Annotated in this window: 16 protein-coding genes; 4 read left to right on the forward strand and 12 right to left on the reverse strand. The window is 71.7% G+C overall.

The window, feature by feature from the left end; genetic code table 11:
* Window positions 1-22 precede the first annotated feature (22 nt).
* From ACIBUY_RS07195 to ACIBUY_RS07205, 3 genes are all read right to left on the reverse strand, one after another.
* Window positions 23-1,156 (reverse strand): hypothetical protein, encoded by a 1,134-nt coding sequence (locus tag ACIBUY_RS07195; RefSeq protein WP_365569257.1) that lies wholly within the window; start codon window positions 1,154-1,156, stop codon window positions 23-25.
* Window positions 1,157-1,356: 200 nt separating this feature from the next.
* Window positions 1,357-2,085, reverse strand: a complete 729-nt coding sequence (locus ACIBUY_RS07200; RefSeq protein ID WP_365569254.1) for an isochorismatase family protein — start codon at window positions 2,083-2,085, stop codon at window positions 1,357-1,359.
* Window positions 2,085-2,669 carry an isochorismatase family protein gene (locus ACIBUY_RS07205; RefSeq protein ID WP_365569252.1) on the reverse strand — a complete coding sequence of 195 codons (585 nt, stop codon included), beginning with the start codon at window positions 2,667-2,669 and terminating at the stop codon, window positions 2,085-2,087. Before ACIBUY_RS07205 ends, ACIBUY_RS07200 begins: the two co-directional genes overlap by 1 nt.
* 206 nt (window positions 2,670-2,875) lie before the next feature.
* On the opposite strand from ACIBUY_RS07205, the gene ACIBUY_RS07210 reads away from it, so the two are divergent.
* Window positions 2,876-3,883 carry a helix-turn-helix domain-containing protein gene (locus ACIBUY_RS07210; protein ID WP_365569249.1) on the forward strand — a complete coding sequence of 336 codons (1,008 nt, stop codon included), beginning with the start codon at window positions 2,876-2,878 and terminating at the stop codon, window positions 3,881-3,883.
* 13 nt (window positions 3,884-3,896) lie between these two features.
* Here ACIBUY_RS07210 and ACIBUY_RS07215 read toward each other — a convergent pair whose 3' ends face one another.
* The 3 genes from ACIBUY_RS07215 to ACIBUY_RS07225 are packed head-to-tail and all read right to left on the reverse strand — an operon-like array spanning window position 3,897 to window position 6,353.
* Complete coding sequence (locus ACIBUY_RS07215; protein WP_365569246.1) at window positions 3,897-4,733, reverse strand: alpha/beta hydrolase; 837 nt, start codon at window positions 4,731-4,733, stop codon at window positions 3,897-3,899.
* Window positions 4,734-4,788: 55 nt separating this feature from the next.
* On the reverse strand, window positions 4,789-5,193 hold the full coding sequence (locus ACIBUY_RS07220; protein ID WP_399152037.1) for a RidA family protein: 405 nt from the start codon (window positions 5,191-5,193) through the stop codon (window positions 4,789-4,791).
* Entirely contained in the window at window positions 5,190-6,353 is a 1,164-nt protein-coding gene (locus tag ACIBUY_RS07225; RefSeq protein ID WP_399152038.1) for an acyl-CoA dehydrogenase family protein, read from the reverse strand. Before ACIBUY_RS07225 ends, ACIBUY_RS07220 begins: the two co-directional genes overlap by 4 nt.
* Window positions 6,354-6,469: 116 nt before the next feature.
* Here ACIBUY_RS07225 and ACIBUY_RS07230 point away from each other — a divergent pair, with 116 nt between their 5' ends.
* Entirely contained in the window at window positions 6,470-8,143 is a 1,674-nt protein-coding gene (locus ACIBUY_RS07230; protein WP_399152039.1) for an AMP-binding protein, read from the forward strand.
* A gap of 4 nt (window positions 8,144-8,147) precedes the next feature.
* Window positions 8,148-8,972 (forward strand): PaaX family transcriptional regulator C-terminal domain-containing protein, encoded by an 825-nt coding sequence (locus ACIBUY_RS07235; protein ID WP_399152040.1) that lies wholly within the window; start codon window positions 8,148-8,150, stop codon window positions 8,970-8,972.
* A 32-nt stretch (window positions 8,973-9,004) separates the two neighbouring features.
* Here the strand turns inward: ACIBUY_RS07235 and ACIBUY_RS07240 are convergent, their stop codons facing one another.
* A complete protein-coding gene (locus tag ACIBUY_RS07240) occupies window positions 9,005-11,296 on the reverse strand; it encodes a bifunctional salicylyl-CoA 5-hydroxylase/oxidoreductase (RefSeq protein ID WP_365569231.1) in 2,292 nt (763 codons plus the stop codon).
* Between the two features lie 7 nt (window positions 11,297-11,303).
* Window positions 11,304-12,134, reverse strand: coding sequence for an enoyl-CoA hydratase family protein (locus ACIBUY_RS07245; RefSeq protein WP_399152041.1), 831 nt, complete (start codon window positions 12,132-12,134; stop codon window positions 11,304-11,306).
* A 298-nt stretch (window positions 12,135-12,432) separates the two neighbouring features.
* On the opposite strand from ACIBUY_RS07245, the gene ACIBUY_RS07250 reads away from it, so the two are divergent.
* Window positions 12,433-12,891 carry an ATP-binding protein gene (locus tag ACIBUY_RS07250; protein WP_365569226.1) on the forward strand — a complete coding sequence of 153 codons (459 nt, stop codon included), beginning with the start codon at window positions 12,433-12,435 and terminating at the stop codon, window positions 12,889-12,891.
* On the opposite strand, the gene ACIBUY_RS07255 is transcribed toward ACIBUY_RS07250, so the two are convergent.
* The 4 genes from ACIBUY_RS07255 to ACIBUY_RS07270 form a co-directional block, all read right to left on the reverse strand.
* A complete protein-coding gene (locus ACIBUY_RS07255; RefSeq protein WP_365569223.1) occupies window positions 12,888-14,309 on the reverse strand; it encodes an amino acid permease in 1,422 nt (473 codons plus the stop codon). The two genes, ACIBUY_RS07250 and ACIBUY_RS07255, sit on opposite strands and share 4 nt — an antisense overlap.
* 120 nt (window positions 14,310-14,429) lie before the next feature.
* Window positions 14,430-15,446 carry an ornithine carbamoyltransferase gene (argF, locus tag ACIBUY_RS07260; protein WP_365569220.1) on the reverse strand — a complete coding sequence of 339 codons (1,017 nt, stop codon included), beginning with the start codon at window positions 15,444-15,446 and terminating at the stop codon, window positions 14,430-14,432.
* Window positions 15,447-15,555: 109 nt separating this feature from the next.
* Window positions 15,556-16,803: an arginine deiminase gene (locus ACIBUY_RS07265; RefSeq protein WP_365569217.1), complete on the reverse strand. Its 1,248-nt coding sequence runs from the start codon at window positions 16,801-16,803 to the stop codon at window positions 15,556-15,558.
* 48 nt (window positions 16,804-16,851) lie between these two features.
* The gene (locus ACIBUY_RS07270; RefSeq protein ID WP_365569214.1) at window positions 16,852-18,294 is read right to left on the reverse strand and encodes a glycosyltransferase 87 family protein; all 1,443 of its coding nucleotides are present in this window, start codon (window positions 18,292-18,294) and stop codon (window positions 16,852-16,854) included.
* Between the last annotated feature and the right edge of the window lie 114 nt (window positions 18,295-18,408).

The following is an 18,408-nucleotide window of genomic DNA, read 5'->3' on the forward strand; positions in this document are numbered from 1 at the left end:
AGCCGCCGCTCGTCTCAGGTGACTAGTGAGGGACCGGGCAGACGCCGGACGCCGCGGCGACCGTGTTGTAGGTCGGGGCGGACAGGGTCGTCACCGTGTTGCTGCCGATCTGCTTGAGGATCTCGTCGGAGAGCAGGTCCTGCTGGCCCTTGAGGGCGTCGGCGACCACCGTGTCCTTCGGGAAGACCATCTCGGCGGCGATGTTGTCCTGCACGATGCGGGCGAGGTTGTCGAGTGCGGTGAAGATCGGGTCGGCCGGCGGCTCGAGGCCGGGCAGGTCGATGAGGTGGGTGGCGACCTTCGCCGCGTTCATGCAGTCCTTGATGATGATGGTGTTCTGGTTGAGGACGCTGGTCGTCCACTGCGAGAGCACCACGCAGTACAGGTCGGCCCAGGCTGCCTCGCCGACCTTGGCGCGCCAGGTCTTCATGATCTCGCGCACGCCGCTGATCTGGGCCTGCGAGGCGTGCTCCATGTTGGTGCGGATGTCGGGGTAGACGCTGCCGGAGAAGTCCTCGAAGGACTTCATGTCGAAGTGCTTGGCGGCGATCGACGTGTTGATGAAGGCCACACCGGCGTCGAGGATGTGCCCGCAGGACGTGGCCAGCGCGGCGGGCAGGCCCGCTGCGGCGAGGTTGGCGCGGGCGGTGGTCAGCTTGGCGGCGTAGGCCTTGAGGGGTTCGATCCAGGCGGTGGACGTGTCGTCGTTGAAGGCGACCATCACCAGGTCGTGCGGGTCGATGCGGTTCGCGTTGGGCAGGTTCGGGATCTTGTCCGCGAGGTAGGACGCGATCACCGAGAAGATCCCGAGCGGGACGTGAGCGATGGACTTGGCCAGCTCGAACGTCTGCGGGACGGGGTTGCTGGACTCCTGACCGTCCTTGGTCACGAGGGTGAACCGGCCGCCCTTGGCGTCGTTCTGGACGACGACCACCGGGGCCAGGTGCTTGATCAACTCTGCTTTGAGGGTGGCGTAGTTGGCGCGCATCCCGGCATTGACGGCGAACAGGGATTCCCGCGCCTGTTGCTGGGTGACGGCCGCGGCCGCTTCCGTACCCGTAGAGGTGTCCGCGGCACTCGGGGTCGCCGAGTAGCCGAGCAGGGCGGCCGTGCTGATGCCGGTAGCGCCGCCTATAAATCCTCTGCGCGTAGCCATCTTCGTTCTCTCCATGGGGATTTCGGGTTCGGTTTTCCGTGCATGGGGGGGATCTCATTCATGGGGGGAAGCCTTTGTCTGGGGGGAATGGGGGGAGAAGGGGTGAGAAGGGGTGAGAAGGGGGAAGCCGAGCGGGAACAGGCGCCCGGGCCCTGGGCGCCTTTCCTCAGCAGTCGTACGTGGTGATGCGCGGTGATGCGCTACTTGATGTCGCGCTGCTTCGGCACCACGACGCCGAAGCGGTCCTGGATCGTGGCGAGCGCCGCCTCGTGGACCTGCTTGGCCGGGATGCCGCGGGGGTTGCCGTTCACCGGCAGCGGCCGGGTGGCGGAGGCGTCGCCGACGACGGTCGGGTTGTAGCCGTGGTAGACGGCGCCCTCGGTGGTGAACAGGGTGCACATGTGCGTCATGAAGCCGGAGATGATGACGTTCTTGCGGCCGGTCTTCTTGAGCTCGGCGTCGAGGTTCGTCTCGTGGAAGCCGTTGGGGACGGCCTTCTCGACGACGGCCTCGCCCTTGGCGGGCTTGAGGTCCGGGATGATCTGCCCGGCCTTCGACTTGAGGTCGTAGCCCTTCTCCACGATGTGGATGACCGGCGTGTGCGCCTTGCGGGCCCGCTCGAGGAGGGCCTTGGTGTTCTTGACCGCCTCGCGCCAGCCGGTGAGTTCCATCGTGCCGTCGGTGTAGACGTTCTGGTAGTCGACGAGGACCAGCGTGGCGTCGGACAGCTTGGCCGGGGTCTCGTCCAGCTTCATCAGCTGGCGCAGCGTCGTCGTGTCCTTGGCGTAGTTCTTCTCGTGGTTCTTCTCTTGGCGCTGGTCACGGCTGTCGGTGCGCGTGGCGGCCTCGGAGCTGCCTCCGCACGCGGACACGGTGGCCGCGAGAACGGCGGCGGCACCCAGCGCGGCGGCGGAACGGAGCAGCTTCATCAGACGATCTCCTTCTGGGACAGGGCGACGACCCCGTACAGGTCGGCGATGGTGGCGAGGGCACCCTGGTGCACGTGCTCGGCGGGTACGTCGGTGCCCGCGACCGGGAGCGAGCGGGTGGCGGTGGCCTCGGCGACGACGGTGGGACGGTTGCCGTTGAGGAACGCGCCCTGGGCGGTGAACGCCACGCACATGTGCGTCATCCAGCCCGCGATGACGACGTCCTGACCCTCGGTGAGGTGCGTGGCGAGGTCGGTGCCGACGAATGCGTTCGGGACCTGCTTGACGACGACCGGCTCCCCGTCGACGGGCGCGACCTTGGGGTGGATCTGCCCGATCTCGGCCCGGATGTCGTACGGGGTGCCCTCGCCGCCGTCGTTGATGACGTGGACGACCTTGGTGCCCGCCTCCCGGGCCCGCGCCAGGAGCTGCGCGGCGGCGTCGAGCGACGCCTCCCAGCCGTCGAGCTCCATCACGCCCTGCGTGTAGGTGTTCTGGAAGTCGATGAGGATCAGCGTCGAGCCGGCCAGCTTCGCGGGCGTCTCGTCGAAGCCGTTGAGCTCGCGCAGCGTGGTTCGGGACATGGTTCTACCGCCTTTGGATCACGGGTGGGAGGCGCGGTCCGGAGCGTTCACCGGGCCACGTCTGTAACGCTATGACCCAGCCGTGACGTCGGCAATGACGTCTAACATGCAGATACCGACATGCCGATTCCGGCATCCTGATTCCGACATGCTGATTCCGACATGCTGATTCCGGCATGCCGAGAACTGTGAACGCAGGGGGTTCCGTGCCGAAGACCGGTAACGCCGTCAGACGACTCATCGTGATCGTGCTCTTCGAGGGCGTCGACCTGCTCGACGTCACCGGGCCGCCGGAGGTGTTCTCGCTCGCGCTGCGCGAGACCGAGGAGGCGGCGGGCTACCAGGTGCTGCTCGCCGCCGAGACCATGGACCCCGTCACCACCGGCGCCGGGGTGCGCATCCTGCCGGACCTCACCTTCGCACAGGCCGCCGCGGGCACCATCGACACGCTCCTCGTGCCCGGGGCGGTGACGGTGGACGACGAGCGCCGTGTCCACCCGCTCGTCGACCCCGCGCTCGTCGCCTGGGTGAAGAAGCTCGCCGTCCGCACGCACCGGATCACCTCCGTGTGCGTGGGGGCGCATCTGCTGGCCGCCGCGGGGCTGCTCGACGGCAAGCGCGCCACGACCCACTGGTCCACCGCGCAGCAGCTGGCCGCTGACCACCCGGCGGTGCGGGTCGACGCCGACCCGATCTTCATCCGCGAGGGCAACGTGTGGACGGGCGCCGGGATCAGCGCCTGCCTCGACCTCTCGCTCGCGCTGATCGCCGACGACCTCGGCGAGGCGGTGGCCCTGCGGGTCGCGCGGCAGCTGGTGATGTATCTGAAGCGGCCCAGCGGACAGAGCCAGTTCAGCGTTCCGCTGGAGCAGGTCTCCACGACGCGGCGCATCGAGGACCTGCGCCACCACATCCTGCGGCACATCGGCGAGCCGCTGACCGTGATGGACCTCGCGGAGTACGCGCACGTCAGCGACCGGCATCTGACGCGCCTGTTCAAGACCGACCTCGGGACGACCCCGCACGCGTACATCGAGTCGGTGCGCGTGGAGAAGGCCCGCCATGAGCTGGAGTCGTCCGACGACACCCTGGAGCGCATCGCGACGACGTGCGGGTTCGGTACGACGGACACGCTGGTGCGGGCCTTCCGGCGGCGCCTGAACACGACGCCGACGGAGTACCGGCGCCGGTTCCGCGTACCCCAAGCCCCTTGACTGGTAAGGGAGTTCAGGAGGTCGCGAACTCCCTGATCGCCTCCGCGAGGGCGCGTGGCCGGTCCAGCGGGATCAGCGTGCCGCACTCGTCCAGCTCCACCAGGCGCCCCTGCGGCAGCAGTTCGGCCAGGCGGCGGCCGTGCGCGAGCGGCATCATCCTGTCCTGCCTGCCCCACACGACGAGCGCCGGACGGTCGTACGTGCGCAGGGCGTCGGCCGCCTCCATCATCTCCGTCCGAACGGTGGCGCGGAGGTAGTGCTGCAGGACGGCGCGGGCCACCGGGTCCGTGCGCAGGGGCTCGACCCAGCGGTCGATCAGGTCGTGCGGGACGGGGCGGTGCGCCATCACGGCGTATCCGGTGCCGGGCACCCGGCGCAGGGCGCGTACGGACAGCACGCGCGCGAGGGCGGTGATGCCGCCGGGCACGCGCGAGGCCAGGTCGAGCAGCTTGCCGCTCGGTCCCGGCGGGTAGTTGTCGAAGGCCTCGCACCCGGCGATGACCATGCGGCCCACCCTCTCGGGCCGCTCGGCGGCGAGCTGTTGCAGGCGTCCCGCGTCGTTCTCCACGAACACGGTGTCGTCGCCGAGCTTCAGCGTGTCGGCGAACTCGCCGATGAGCAACGCCATGGTGCGCGGGGAGAGTTCGGCGCCGGGGCGCAGTGGCGTGCGGTGGCTGCCGTACGGGAGGGTGGGGACGATGCAGCGCACGGAGGCGCCCAGCTCGTCCACGACGTGGCGCCACACCGTGCCGTCCTGGGCGAGCCCGTGGAGGAGGACGACGGGGGTGCCGTCGCCGCCGGTGTCGTCGTACGCGATCGGACCTGCGGAGAGTTCGGCCTGTTGCGTCATGGCCACGAGCCTAGGCCGAGCCTGCTTCCGGGGCGGGGTTTCCGGGGCAGGGCTTCTAGGGCAGGACCGCGGTGCCGTCCAGTTCGACCAGGGCCTGCTCGTCCCAGAGGCGGCTGACGCCGATCACCGCCATCGCGGGGTAGTCGCGCCCCGCCAACTCCCGCCAGATAGCGCCGAGTTCACGGGCGTGGGCGCGGTAGTCCGGTACGTCCGTCGCGTAGACCGTGACGCGGCCGAGGTCGGCGGGGGTGCCGCCGGCGTGCCGCAGGGCCGTCAGCAGGTTCGTCAGGGCCTGCCGGAACTGCTGGGGCAGGGTGTCGCCGACGATCTTGCCGTCGGCGTCGAGGGAGGTCTGGCCCGCGAGCAGCACGAGGCGGGTGCCGGTGGCGACGACGGCGTGCGAGAAGCCGGTCGGCGGGGAGAGTTCGGGCGGGTTCACCCGCTGCACGTCGGGGTTCATTCGGCCGCCTCCTTGTACAACTCGCGGGCGATGATGGCGCGTTGGACCTCCGACGCGCCTTCGTAGATACGGGGTGCGCGCACTTCCCGGTACAGGTGCTCGAGCAGGTGGCCGCGGCGCAGCGCCCGCGCGCCGTGCAACTGGACGGCCTGGTCGATGACGTGCTGGGCGGTCTCCGTCGCGAGGAGTTTCGCCATGGCCGCCCTGCGGGGCACCGCCGTGTCCCCTTCGTCGTACGCGGATGCCGCCGCGTACACCGTGAGGCGGGCCGCCTCGACGCGCAGCGCCATGTCGGCGACCTGGTGGGCGACGGTCTGCAGATCCTTCAACGGGCCGCCGAACGCCTGCCGTTGAGAGGTGTGGGCGATGCTCGCGTCGAGGGCGGCCTGGGCCATGCCGACGGCGAACGCGCCGACGCTGGGCCGGAACAGGTCGAGGGTGGTCATCGCGACGCGGAAGCCGGCCCCGGTCTCGCCGAGCACGTCGGCGGCGGTGACCGGGACCCCGTCGAAGGTGAGGGTGCCGATGGGGTGCGGGGAGAGCATGTCGAGGGGTTCGCCGGTCAGGCCCGGGCGGTCCGCCGGGACCAGGAAGGCGGTGACGCCCTTCGCCCCGCTTCCGGGGGTGCCGGTGCGGGCGAAGACCGTGTAGAAGTCGGCCTCGGGGGCGTTGGAGATCCAGGTCTTTTCGCCGGTGAGGCGCCAGCCGGGCCCGTCCGCCGCGTCCGTCCCGTCCGCCGCGTCGGCCGCGTCGACCGCGTCGGCCCGGAGCGCGAGCGCCGCCGCGTCCGAGCCCGCCCCCGGCTCGCTCAGCGCGAACGCCGCCACCGCCCGGCCCGCGCTCACCTCCGGCAGCCAGCGCTCGCGCTGCTCCCGGGTGCCGTACGCGTGCACGGGGTGGGCGCCCAGGCCCTGGAGGGCGAGGGCCGTCTCCGCCTCGGTGCAGACGCGGGCCAGGGACTCGCGCATCAGGCACAGGTCGAGCGCCGTGGAGGTGAACAGCCGCTCCAGCAGCCCGAGTTGGCCGAGCTCGGCGACGAGCGGGCGGTTGACGCGGCCCGGTTCGCCCTTCTCGGCGAGGGGGGCCAGGCGGCGCTCGGCGAGGTCGCGCAGTTCGGCGCACCGGGCGAGCTGGTCGGGTGCGAGCGAGAAGTTGCCCATGCCGACCACCGTATCGCGCTCTGTTGACTGTCGTCACCATCACGATACGCTCGATGCGCGACCATGCCGCTCCGGCAGCCACGCCGGTCCGGCCGCACGGCAAGGGGGCACCTGCCATGACCCTGCACCCGTCCGCCCACACCGACACGTTCGCGCGCGACCGTCTGCCGCCCGCCGAGCTGTGGCCGGGGCTCGCCTTCACGCTGCCCGAACTGGCGTATCCGAGCCGGCTCAACTGTGGCGAGGAGCTGCTCGACGCGACCGTGGCACGCCTTGGCGCGGACCGCCCCGCCTTCCACTCCCCCGGCCGACCCACCTGGTCGTACGGGGAGTTGAAGGCGGTCGTCGACCGGATCGCACACGTCCTGACCGACGACCTCGGCGTCGTCCCCGGCAACCGGGTGCTGCTGCGCGGGCCCACCACGCCGCACCTCGCGGCCTGCTGGCTGGCCGTGATGAAGGCGGGCGGCGTCGCGGTGACCGTGCTCGCGCAGGCGCGGTCCACCGAGCTGGCCACGATGTGCGAGATCGCCGAGGTGCGGCACGCGCTGTGCGACGTACGGTCCGTGGACGATCTGGTGAAGGCGGAGGCGCCAAAGCTGCGGATCACCACGTTCGGCGGGGACGGGCCCGACGACCTGCTGCACCGGGCCGCATCGAAACCGGCGTCGTACGAGGCCGTGGCGACCGCGTCCGACGACGTCGCGCTCATCGCGTTCACCTCGGGCACGACGGGCCGGCCCAAGGGGTGCATGCACTTCCACCGGGACGTGCTCGCGATCGCCGACACGTTCGCGCGGCACGTCCTGAAGGCGGCGCCGGACGACGTGTTCGCGGGCAGTCCCCCGCTGGGCTTCACGTTCGGGCTCGGCGGGCTCGTGATCTTTCCGCTGCGCGTCGGGGCCTCGTCGCTGCTGCTCGAACAGGCGGGCCCGCAAAGGCTGTTGCCCGCGCTCGCCGAGCACCGGGTGTCCGTCCTGTTCACCGCGCCGACGGCGTACCGGGCGATGCTCCTCGACCCGTCCTGGGGCGCGTACGACGTGCGGAGTCTGCGCCGCTGCGTCTCCGCCGGGGAGAACCTGCCCGCCGCCACCTGGCACGCCTGGCACGAGGCGACCGGGGTCCGCATCATCAACGGCATCGGCGCCACGGAGCTGCTGCACATCTTCATTTCCGCGGCCGACGACGCGATCCGGCCCGGCACGACGGGGGTGCCCGTGCCCGGCTGGGAGGCGCGCGTCGTGGACGCCGAGGGGGCCGAACTCCCGGACGGGGAACCGGGGTTGCTCGCCGTGCGCGGCCCGGTCGGCTGCCGCTACCTCGCCGACGAGCGGCAGACCGCGTACGTACGCCACGGCTGGAACGTCACCGGCGACACCTACGTCCGCGAACCCGACGGCTACTTCCGCTACGTCGCCCGCGCCGACGACATGATCATTTCCGCCGGGTACAACATCGCGGGCCCGGAGGTGGAGGACGCGCTGCTGCGGCACCCGGACGTGACGGAGGCGGCGGTCGTCGGGCGGCCCGACGAGGACCGCGGGCAGATCGCGGTCGCGTACGTGGTGCTGCGGCCCGGGGCGCGGCGGGAGGCGCAGGCGCTGCGGGAGTTCGTGAAGGCCGAGCTGGTGCCGTACAAGTGCCCGCGCGAGATCGTGTTCCTGGACGCGCTGCCGCGGACGGCGACGGGGAAGCTGCAGCGGTTCCGGCTGCGCGAGCCGGTGGCCGGGGGGCCCACGCTCGACGGTTGCGCGACGGACGGACCCGCCGCGCCCGGAACCGTACAGTGATCACGTGTCCGAGCAGCCCGCACCCCCGTCCAGCAGTCACACGCCCCGCTCCCTGATCGTCACGCTCTACGGCGCCTACGGCCGCGGGTTTCCCGGGCCCGTGCCGGTCGCCGAGCTGATCCGGCTGCTCGGCGCGGCCGGGGTCGACGCGCCCTCGGTGCGCTCGGCGGTGTCCCGGCTCAAGCGGCGCGGCCTGCTGCTGCCCGCGCGCAGCGCGTCGGGGGCGGCCGGGTACGCGCTGTCGGACGGCGCGCGCCAGCTCCTGGACGACGGCGACCGTCGCATCTACGGCAGCGCGGCGACGAGCGACGGCTGGGTGCTCGCCGTGTTCTCGGTGCCGGAGTCCGAGCGGGCCAAGCGGCACGTGCTGCGCTCCACGCTCGCCGGCCTCGGCTTCGGCACGGCCGCGCCCGGGGTGTGGCTCGCACCGGCCGGGCTCTACGAGGAGACGCGGCACACGCTGGAGCGGGCCGGCTGCTCCGCGTACGTCGAGCTGTTCCGGGGCGAGCACCTGGGGTTCGCGGCGACGGCGGAGGCGGTGGCCCGCTGGTGGGACCTGGCGGCCCTCGCCAAGCTGCACGAGGCGTTCCTCGACGAGCACGCGCCGGTGCTGCGGGCCTGGGAGCAGCGCTCCGACACCCCGCCGCAGGACGCCTACCGGGACTATCTGGCGGCCCTCGACTCCTGGCGGCACCTGCCGTACGCGGATCCGGGCCTGCCGCCCGCGCTGCTGCCGCAGGGGTGGCCTGGGCTGCGCTCCGCCCAGGTGTTCCGGGCGCTGCACGAGCGGCTGCACGACGCGGGGCGCGGTTTCGTGAACGCGGGCTGACGAGGCCTGACGCCCCCGCCGGCCAGAAGGCGCTACCCGGGGAGGGACAACCGCGGCTTGGGCGCATCGAGGCGGCCGGTCTGCGGGCGACGGCTCCCCGCACGGTACGGCTCGGGCCAGGTGACGCCCGGCCCCGTGTACCCCTGTTCCGCGGCAGCGTGCAGCGTCCAGTTCGGGTCGTACAGGTGCGGCCTGGCCAAGGCGCACAGGTCCGTACGGCCCGCGAGGACAAGGGAGTTGACGTCGTCCCACGACGAGATCGCGCCGACGGAGATCACCGGGATCCCGGCCTCGGCGCGGATCCGGTCCGCGTACGGCACCTGGTAGGAGCGCCCGAAGGCCGGTCGCTCCTCGGCCACGACCTGGCCGGTGGACACGTCGATCGCGTCGGCCCCGTGCGCGGCGAAGGCCCGGGCGATCGCGACGGCGTCCTCGGCGGTGGTGCCGCCCTCGGCCCAGTCGGTCGCGGAGATGCGCACGGTCAGGGGCCGGTCGTCCGGCCACACCCCGCGCACCGCCTCGCACACCTCCAGCGGGAACGTCAACCGCCGCTCCAGAGAACCCCCGTACGCGTCCGTGCGCCGGTTCGTCAGCGGCGACAGGAACCCGGAGAGGAGATAGCCGTGCGCGCAGTGGAGCTCCAGCAGGTCGAATCCGGCCCGCGCCGCCCGCCACGCGGCGGACGTGAACTGCTCGCGGATTTCCGCCAGTTCGGTGACCGTCAGTTCCTTCGGGGTCTGACTGGCGGGCTTGTAGGGGAGCGCGGACGCGGCCACGAGCGGCCAGTTGTCCTCCGGTTCGGGCAGCGGCTCGTCCATCCCCTCCCACATCAGCCGGGTCGACCCCTTGCGCCCGGAGTGCCCGAGCTGGACGCCGATGGCCGTGCCGGGGGCCCGCGTGTGCACGAACTCGGTGATGCGGCGCCAGGCCGCGGCCTGTTCGGGCGTGTAGAGACCGGCGCAGCCCGGGGTGATGCGGCCCTCGGGGCTGACGCACACCATCTCCGTCATGACCAGGCCCGCCCCGCCGAGCGCCCGCGCCCCCAGATGGACGAGGTGGAAGTCGCCGGGCACGCCGTCGACCGCCGAGTACATGTCCATGGGCGAGACGACGACCCGGTTCCGCAGCGTGAGACCCCGCAGCGCGAACGGCGTGAACATCGGCGGCGTGCCCTCGGGGCAGCCGAATTCGCGCTCCACCGCCTCGGTGAAGTGGGCGTCGCGCAGCCGCAGATTGTCGTGCGTGACGCGGCGGCTGCGCGTGAGCAGGTTGAACGTGAACTGCCGCGGCGGCTGGTCGAGATGGCGCGCGAGGTCCTCGAACCACTCCAGGCTGGCCCGCGCCGCGCGCTGTGTGCTTTCGACCACCGGCCGCCGCTCGGCCTCGTACGCCTTGAGCGCCGCGCCCGTCGTGGGGTGTTCGTGCAGGCACGCGGCGAGCGCGAGGGCGTCCTCGACGGCGAGCTTGGTGCCGGAGCCGATGGAGAAGTGCGCGGTGTGCGCGGCGTCTCCGATGAGCACGCAATTGCCGTGCGACCAGCGGTCGTTGACGACGGTGCGGAACGTGAGCCACGACGAGTTGTTGGACTTCAGGGCCCGCCCGCCGAGCGCGTCCGCGAAGACCTTGGCGCTGCGCTCGATCGACTCGCGCACGTCCGTCTCGCCGAACCCGGCGGCCCGCCACACCTCTTCCCGCATCTCGACGATGACCGTCGACTCGTGGTCGCTGAACGGGTATCCGTGCAGCTGCATCACGCCGTGCTCGGTCTCGGCGATCTCGAAGCGGAACGCCTCGAAGGCGAAGTCGGCGGCGAGCCAGATGTAGCGGTTGCGGTGCTCCTCGATGTGCGGGCGGAACGCGTCGGCGTACGTCTCGCGCGTACGGCTGCGCACGCCGTCGGCGGCGATCACCAGGTCGTACGACGCGGAGAGCTCGGCGGTCGGCGGCGCCTCCGTGCGGAAGCGGAGGTCGACGCCGAGCTGGCGGCAGCGGCCCTGGAGTATTTCCAGCAGGCGCCTGCGGCCGAGCGCGGCGAAGCCGTGGCCGCCTGAGGTGTGGCGCACGCCCCGGTGCACGACGTCGATGTCGTCCCAGCGCACGAACTCGTCGCGCAGCGACGCGTAGACGACGGGGTCGGCGTGCTCGATGCCGCCGAGGGTCTCGTCGGACAGGACGACGCCGAAGCCGAACGTGTCGTGCGGGGCGTTCCGCTCCCAGACCGTGATCTCCCGGGCGGGGTCGAGGCGTTTGAGGAGCGCGGCGGCGTACAGGCCGCCGGGTCCGCCGCCGATCACGGCGATCCGCTGGGGGCGCACCGGGCTCATCGGGCGCTCACCTCCCCTGCCACTTCGGCGGGCGCTTCTCGGTGAAGGCCGCGTGGAACTCGGCGTAGTCCTCGCCGTTCATGAGCAGCGCCTGCGTCGCGGCGTCCATCTCGACGGCGGCGGAGAGGGGCATGTCGAGCTCGGCGGTGAGCAGGGCCTTGGTCTGCGCGTGGGCGAGGGCGGGCCCGTCGGCGAGCCGCGCCGCGAGGGCGAGCGCCGCCTCGTCGGCCTTGCCCTCGTCGGTCAACTGGCTGAGCAGGCCGATCCGTTCGGCCTCCGGCGCGCGCACCGGCTCGCCGAGCATGAGGAGCCGGGTGGCGTGTCCGAGGCCGACGACGCGCGGCAGCAGATAGGCGGCGCCCATGTCGCCGCCGGACAGGCCGACCTTGGTGAACAGGAACGCGAAGCGGGCGCTCGGGTCGGCGACGCGGAAGTCCGCGGCGAGCGCGAGGACGGCACCGGCGCCCGCGGCGACCCCGTGCACGGCGGCGATCACCGGGAACGGCGCCTCGCGCAGGGCCCGCACCACCTGTCCCGTCATCCGGTTGAAGTCGAGCAGCTGGGCGGTGTCCATGGACAGGGTCGCGCCGATGATCTCGTCGACGTCGCCGCCGGAGCAGAAGCCGCGGCCCTCGCCGGTCAGGACGAGGGCGCGGACGGACCGCTCGCGGGACAGCTCGGCGAGCAGGTCGCGCAGATCCGCGTACGCGCCGAAGGTGAGCGCGTTGAGCTTCTCGGGGCGGGCGAGCGTGACCGTCGCGACACCGCGCCCGTCCACGGCGTAGGACAGATGGCGCCAGGTCTCGGTGCGGGGGGCGGAGCCGGTGAAGGGACTCATGCGCGTGCGGCCTCCTGCGCTCTTCTCGAAGCGAAGCGTGCCCAGGCGTTCCAAGCGGGCCCGGCGTGCCAAGCGTGCCCTTCGAAGCTATCACCGGTTTGTGACTGTCGTCAGCAGTACGCGATAAGCGGCCGGGAGATCCGGCATAGGGGCCGGGCCCGCCCATAGAGACCAATGTCCCGAGGAAGACCACCGGGAGGCTCTATCGGCACACGCCGTACCATTCGTAAGGTTGAAAACAGGACGGCACCGACGACGTCCTCACGACCGTCCCCGAGCCGCCCCCTCAGGACCCGCCTTGCCCTCTGGTTCCAGCCCCTCGTCCTCGCCCGCCTCGTGGCGCATAGCCCTGCCGCACACGGCCGCTGCCGTGCCGGTCGCGCGCGCCCTCGTGCGCACCGCCCTGGCCGAGATCGAGTCACCGGCGGCCGACACGGACACCGCCGAGCTGCTGACGGCGGAGCTGGTGGCGAACGCGGTGGAGCACACGACGGGCGACGCCCCCATCGAGCTGGTCGTCGAACTGCTCGAGACCGGCTGCCAGGTCGAGGTGCACGACCCGGACCCGGCACCGCCCGCGGACCTCACCAACCCGGACGACGCCGCGGAGCCCGACCCCTGGCAGGAGCACGGCCGCGGCCTGCTCCTGATCCGCACGCTCAGCGCGTCCTGCGGGCACCGCCCCACCGAGTCCGGCAAGGCGGTCTGGTTCACCCTCCCCGCTCTTCCGGCCCAGCGCCCCGCCGCGGAACGCTAGGGCCTGTCCGCCCCGAGCCGCGAGTGCTTGCGGCCGTACAACGCGTAGACCAGCGCACCCACGACGAGGAACACCGCGAACTGCACCCACGTCGACCAGCCCGTGCCCCAGATCAGATACAGGCACATCGCGATGCCGAGCACCGGGCTGAGCGGGTACAGCGGCACCCGGAACGAGCGCTGCAGCTCGGGGTGCGAGCGGCGCAGGGCGACGACCGCGACATTGACGACGGCCATGATGGCGAGCGTGCCGATGGTCGTCAGGTTCACCACGACGTCGAGCGACGAGAAGGCCGCCGGGACCGCGAAGACGAGCGCCACGATCCACGTGTTGGCGACGGGCGTCGACGTCTTCGGGGAGATCCGCTCGAAGACCCGCGGGATCAGCCCGTCCCGGGACATCGACATCAGGATGCGCGTCTGCCCGTACATCACCGCGAGCACGACCGACGCGATGGCGACGACCGCGCCGAAGGCGATGATGCCGCCGCCGACGGTGGAGTGCGTGACCTGGTCGACGACGAGGGAGAGCGCGGCCGGCTTGTTGCCGACCTCGTCCGCGCCGAGCGCGCCGATGGCGGCCACGGCCACGGCGACGTACAGCAGCGTGACGAGTCCGATGCAGATCATGATCGCGATCGGAATGTTCCGCCGCGGGTTCTTGACCTCTTCGCCGGCCGTGGTGATCGCGTCGAAGCCGATGTACGAGAAGAAGGCGAGGGAGGCGCCGGAGGTGACGCCGCCGATGCCCGCCTCCATGAACGGCGCGAGGTTGCCCGCCTCGAAGGCGCTGAAGCCGATCGCGCAGAACGCGATCAGAATGCCGATCTTGAGGATCGCCATCGCGGCGGTGGCCCGCGCGCTCTCGCGGATGCCGCGCACGAGCAGCGTCGCGGCCATCAGCATCACGACGACGGCGGGCAGGTTGACGACGCCGCCGTCGGCGGGCCCGGCGGACAGCGCCTGCGGGAGCTGCCGGCCGAAGATGCTGTCGAGCAGCTCGTTCAGGTACTGGCTCCAGCCGACGGCGACGGCCGAGACCGAGATGCCGTACTCCAGGAGCAGGCACCAGCCGACGAGGAACGCGACGCGCTCGCCGAGCGTCGCGTAGGCGAAGGAGTACGAGGATCCGGAGACCGGGATCGCGCCGCCCAGTTCGGCGAACGAGAACGCCGTGAAGATGCAGGTGATCGCGGCGAGGACGAACGAGATGATGACGGCGGGCCCGGCCTCGCCGACCGTGTCGGACAGGCCGACGAAGATGCCGGTGCCGACGATCGCGCCGACGCCGAAGCACACGAGCTGGAACAGCCCCATGGTGCGCTTGAGCCCGTGTCCCTCCAGGTCGGCGCCGGACTCGGCGATGAGGGACTCGGGGGACTTGATCCGCAGGCCGGTGGGGGACGGCGACGGCGACATGGGGTGGTGCTCTTTTCTGGTGGTGCGGTGCGGCGCAGGGTGGTGCCGCATGCCGGTGGGGCCGGAGCGGATGGTCCGGCCCCACCAGTTTGAACGGGTATGGGTTGTTCGAGCTGTTTCTTACGGCCGACCGAGCGTGGCGACCATGATGGCCTTGATGGTGTGCATCCGGTTCTCCGCCTCGTCGAAGACGACGGAGTGCGCCGACTCGAAGACCTCGTCGGTGACCTCGAGGGACTCCAGGCCGTACTTCGCGTGGATCTCGCGGCCGACCTTGGTGCCGAGGTCGTGGAAGGCGGGGAGGCAGTGCAGGAACTTCACGTCCGCGTTCCCCGTGGCGCGCAGGACGTCCATCGTCACCGCGTACGGCACGAGCGACGTGATGCGCTCCTCCCAGACCTCCTCCGGCTCGCCCATGGAGACCCAGACGTCGGTGACGACGAAGTCGGCGCCCGCGACGCCCTCCTCGACGGTCTCGGTGAGCGTGATGCGGGCGCCGCTCGCGGCGGCGAGGCGGTGCGCCTGGGCGACGACCAGGTCCGTGGGCCAGTAGGCCTTGGGGGCGACGATCCGCACGTCCATGCCGAGCAGGGCGCCGGTGACCAGGTACGAGTTCCCCATGTTGAAGCGGGCGTCACCCAGGTACGCGAAGGTCATCTCCTCCAGCGGCTTGTCGCTGTGCTCGGTCATCGTGAGCACGTCGGCGAGCATCTGGGTGGGGTGCCAGTCGTCCGTCAGACCGTTGTAGACGGGTACCCCGGCGAACTCGGCGAGCGTCTCGACCGTCTCCTGCGCGTCGCCCCGGAACTCGATGGCGTCGAACATCCGGCCGAGGACCCGGGCGGTGTCCTTGCTCGACTCCTTCTTGCCGATGTGCGAGCCCGCCGGGTCGATGTACGTGGTCGAGGCGCCCTGGTCGGCGGCGGCGACCTCGAAGGAGCAGCGGGTCCTCGTCGACGACTTCTCGAAGATCAGCGCGACGTTCTTCCCCTTGAGGTACTGGGTCTCCGCCCCGGCCTTCTTGGCGGCCTTCAGCTCGGCGGCCAGCTCGACCAGACCGCGGAACTCCTCGGCGGTGAAGTCCACCTCCTTGAGGAAGTGGCGGCCGGTGAGGTCGGGACGCTGGGCTGTCGCCATGGGGCGCTCCTGGGGGTACGACGGGGGCAGAACAGAGGGACACTGGAAGTCTATACGACCATTCACATTTCTATACAGTCACGGGGGCGCGGGCAGCAGGACGGCTCACTCAGGGTCTGTCCGGCACCGGGTCGCGCTCGACCGGACAGCTCATGCACCGCGGCCCGCCCCGGCCGCGCCCCAGCTCACTGCCCGGGATCTCGATGACCTCGATGCCCTGCTTGCGCAGATGGGTGTTGGTCGTCGCGTTCCGCTCGTACGCGACCACGACCCCGGGCTCCACCGCCAGCACGTTGCACCCGTCGTCCCACTGCTCCCGCTCGGCGGCGTGCACGTCCTGCGTGGCGGTCAGGACCCGGATCGCGCTCAGCCCGAGAGCCGCGGCGATGGCGCGGTGCATGTGCTCCGGCGGATGGTCGGTGACCTTCAACTCCCGGCCGGATGTGCCCGGTTCGATGGTGTACGAGCGCAGCATGCCGAGGCCCGCGTACTGCGTGAACGTGTCCCCGTCGACCATCGTCATCACGGTGTCCAGGTGCATGAAGGCCCGCCTCTTCGGCATGTCGAGCGCGACGATGGTGCGCGCGGACCCGGCGGCGAACAGCTTGTGGGCGAGCATCTCCACGGCCTGCGGGGTCGTCCGCTCGCTCATCCCGATGAGGACGGCGCCCCGGCCGATGACGAGCACGTCGCCGCCCTCGATGGTGGACGGGTAGTCGGCCTGCCCCTCGGACCAGACGCGGAAGTCACCGTCCCGGAAGGCGTCCCGGAACAGCGGGTGGTGCCGGTAGATCGCCTCGAAGTGCACGGTCTCGCGCTGTCTGGCGGGCCAGCGCATGGCGTTGATGGAGACGCCGTCGTAGATCCAGGCCGAGGTGTCGCGGGTGAAGAGGTGATTGGGCAGCGGGCCGAGCAGGAAGTCGTCGAGGTCCATGGCGTGGAACCGGACCGACGTCGGCTCGGGGTGGCCCGCCAGGAACTCCCGCTTGGTCATCCCGCCGATCAGCGCCTGGGCGAGGTCCGGCGCGGGCAGCGTGTCGAAGGCCTCCCGCAGCGGGCCCGTGGCCAGCGGCCCGTACTCCTTCTCGTCGAAGACCCGGTCGAGGACGAGGGCCCTGGCCGAGTCGATGCCCATCGCCTCGGTGAGCAGGTCGCCGAAGAGGTGCACGGTGACGCCCCGGTCACGCAGCACGTCGGCGAACCCGTCGTGCTCCTGCCGGGCGCGGCGCACCCAGAGCACGTCGTCGAAGAGCAGCTGGTCCTTGTTGCTCGGCGTGAGCCGCTTCAGTTCCAGATCAGGGCGGTGCAGGATGACGCGGCGCAGCCGCCCGGCCTCGGAGTCGACGTGGAATCCCATGGATCCATCCTTCCCCGAGGTGGCGTCCGACGCGCCTGCGAGCCCGTCTCAGGAGTACGAGGGGCTGCCGGGCTCGCCCGGCACGGCCGGCCGGGACGCGGGGAGCCGGGCCGCCCTGCGCCGCAGCAGCCACCCCGCGACGACGACCGCGGCCGCCAGGGCGTACGCCGTCGTCGTGACCGTGTCGGCGGGTGAAACGGCCCTGCCCGCAACGTACTTGGCCGCTCCCGCCGCCGCGATCGCCAGCCACTCCCACCGGCCGTCGAGTGCCACGAGCGCGACGAGCAGCAGGGAGTACCAGGAGTAGCCGGGGGTCATCAGGAGGAACGCGGCCCCGGTGCACACCAGCGCCCCCGACCAGGGCCGTGCCGGATCCCCGCGCCGTACGACGTGGGCGACGACCGCGGCCATCACCACGGCCACCGCGGCGACGGCCCAGGAGTCCGGCAGGACCAGCCTGAGCAGCGCGTACCCCTTGGCGCCCGACGGGTCGTCGTAGCCCTCCTCGCTCACGTACCCGGTCAGATAGCCGAGGACGGAGGAGCGGGAGAGCAGCGCGTACGGCAGATAGGCCAGGGCGACGACCGCGGCGGCGGGGACGAGGACGGCGGCCGCGTCCCGCCACCGCCGGACCCCGCTCAGCGCTCCCGGCAGGACCACGGCGGGGAGGAGTTTCGTGGCGATGCCCGCGCCGAGCAGCGCCGCTCCCGTCGTCCGGCGGGCCAGGACGAGTCCGAGGCCCGCAACGGTGAACAGGGCGCCGAGCGCGTCGACATGGGCGTTGTTCACGGCTTCGAGGGCGACGGCCGGGCACCAGGCCCACAGCGCCGCGTGCCGGGGGTCGCCGCGGCGGCGGCGCAGGGTCCACAGCAAGAGGCCGCTGGTGGCGACCGAGATCAGCGCTCCGCCGAGCTGGACGGGCTTGGTGCGTGCGCCGTCCGGCGACAGCGCGTCGACGAGGAAGAAGTACCCCTCCGCGACCGGGGGGTAAATCGTGTGCACGGCAGGCCGGTTGATGCGGGTGCAGCGCTGCTCCCCGTCGACGGGCGGCAGCTGCGACAGGCCGGGTCCGTCGCAGGCGGCACCCTCGGGGAACAGCCAGGCGTCCCGCAGCGGGGCGAGTCGCGCGGCCTCGGGCACGTGGTCGTACGGGGAGATGCCCGCGTGCTGCACGCGGCCGTCCCACACGTACCGGTAGGAGTCCGTGCTGGTGCGCGGCGGCGCCACCAGGCCGGTCACGGACACAGCGACGGCACCGGCCATGACGAGCCCGGCGACCTGCCGGGCGGGGACCTTGCGCAGGCACCACACGGTCAGGGCGAACAGCAGCCAGCAGGCCAGGTACCACCACGACAGGGCGGCGGGGTCCGCGTAGTAGGTGTCCGAACGCACGGTCAGGATCAGCGCGGCCACGAGCGCGGCCAGGGCCGCCGAGGCGCGCAGCACGGGGGCGGCCGACTCGGGAGCGGCCTGCGCGGGCGGGGCTTTCACGGGCGGGCCTTTCACGGCGGGAGCGGCGGAGGCTGTCACCCTCGCAGCCTCGCAGTGCGCACCGGCCCCGCGCGTCCTCAAGTCCCCTCACCAGCACGTACGTCAGTGATTCGT

Source organism: Streptomyces sp. NPDC050085, assembly GCF_044460595.1.
Taxonomy (GTDB): domain Bacteria; phylum Actinomycetota; class Actinomycetes; order Streptomycetales; family Streptomycetaceae; genus Streptomyces.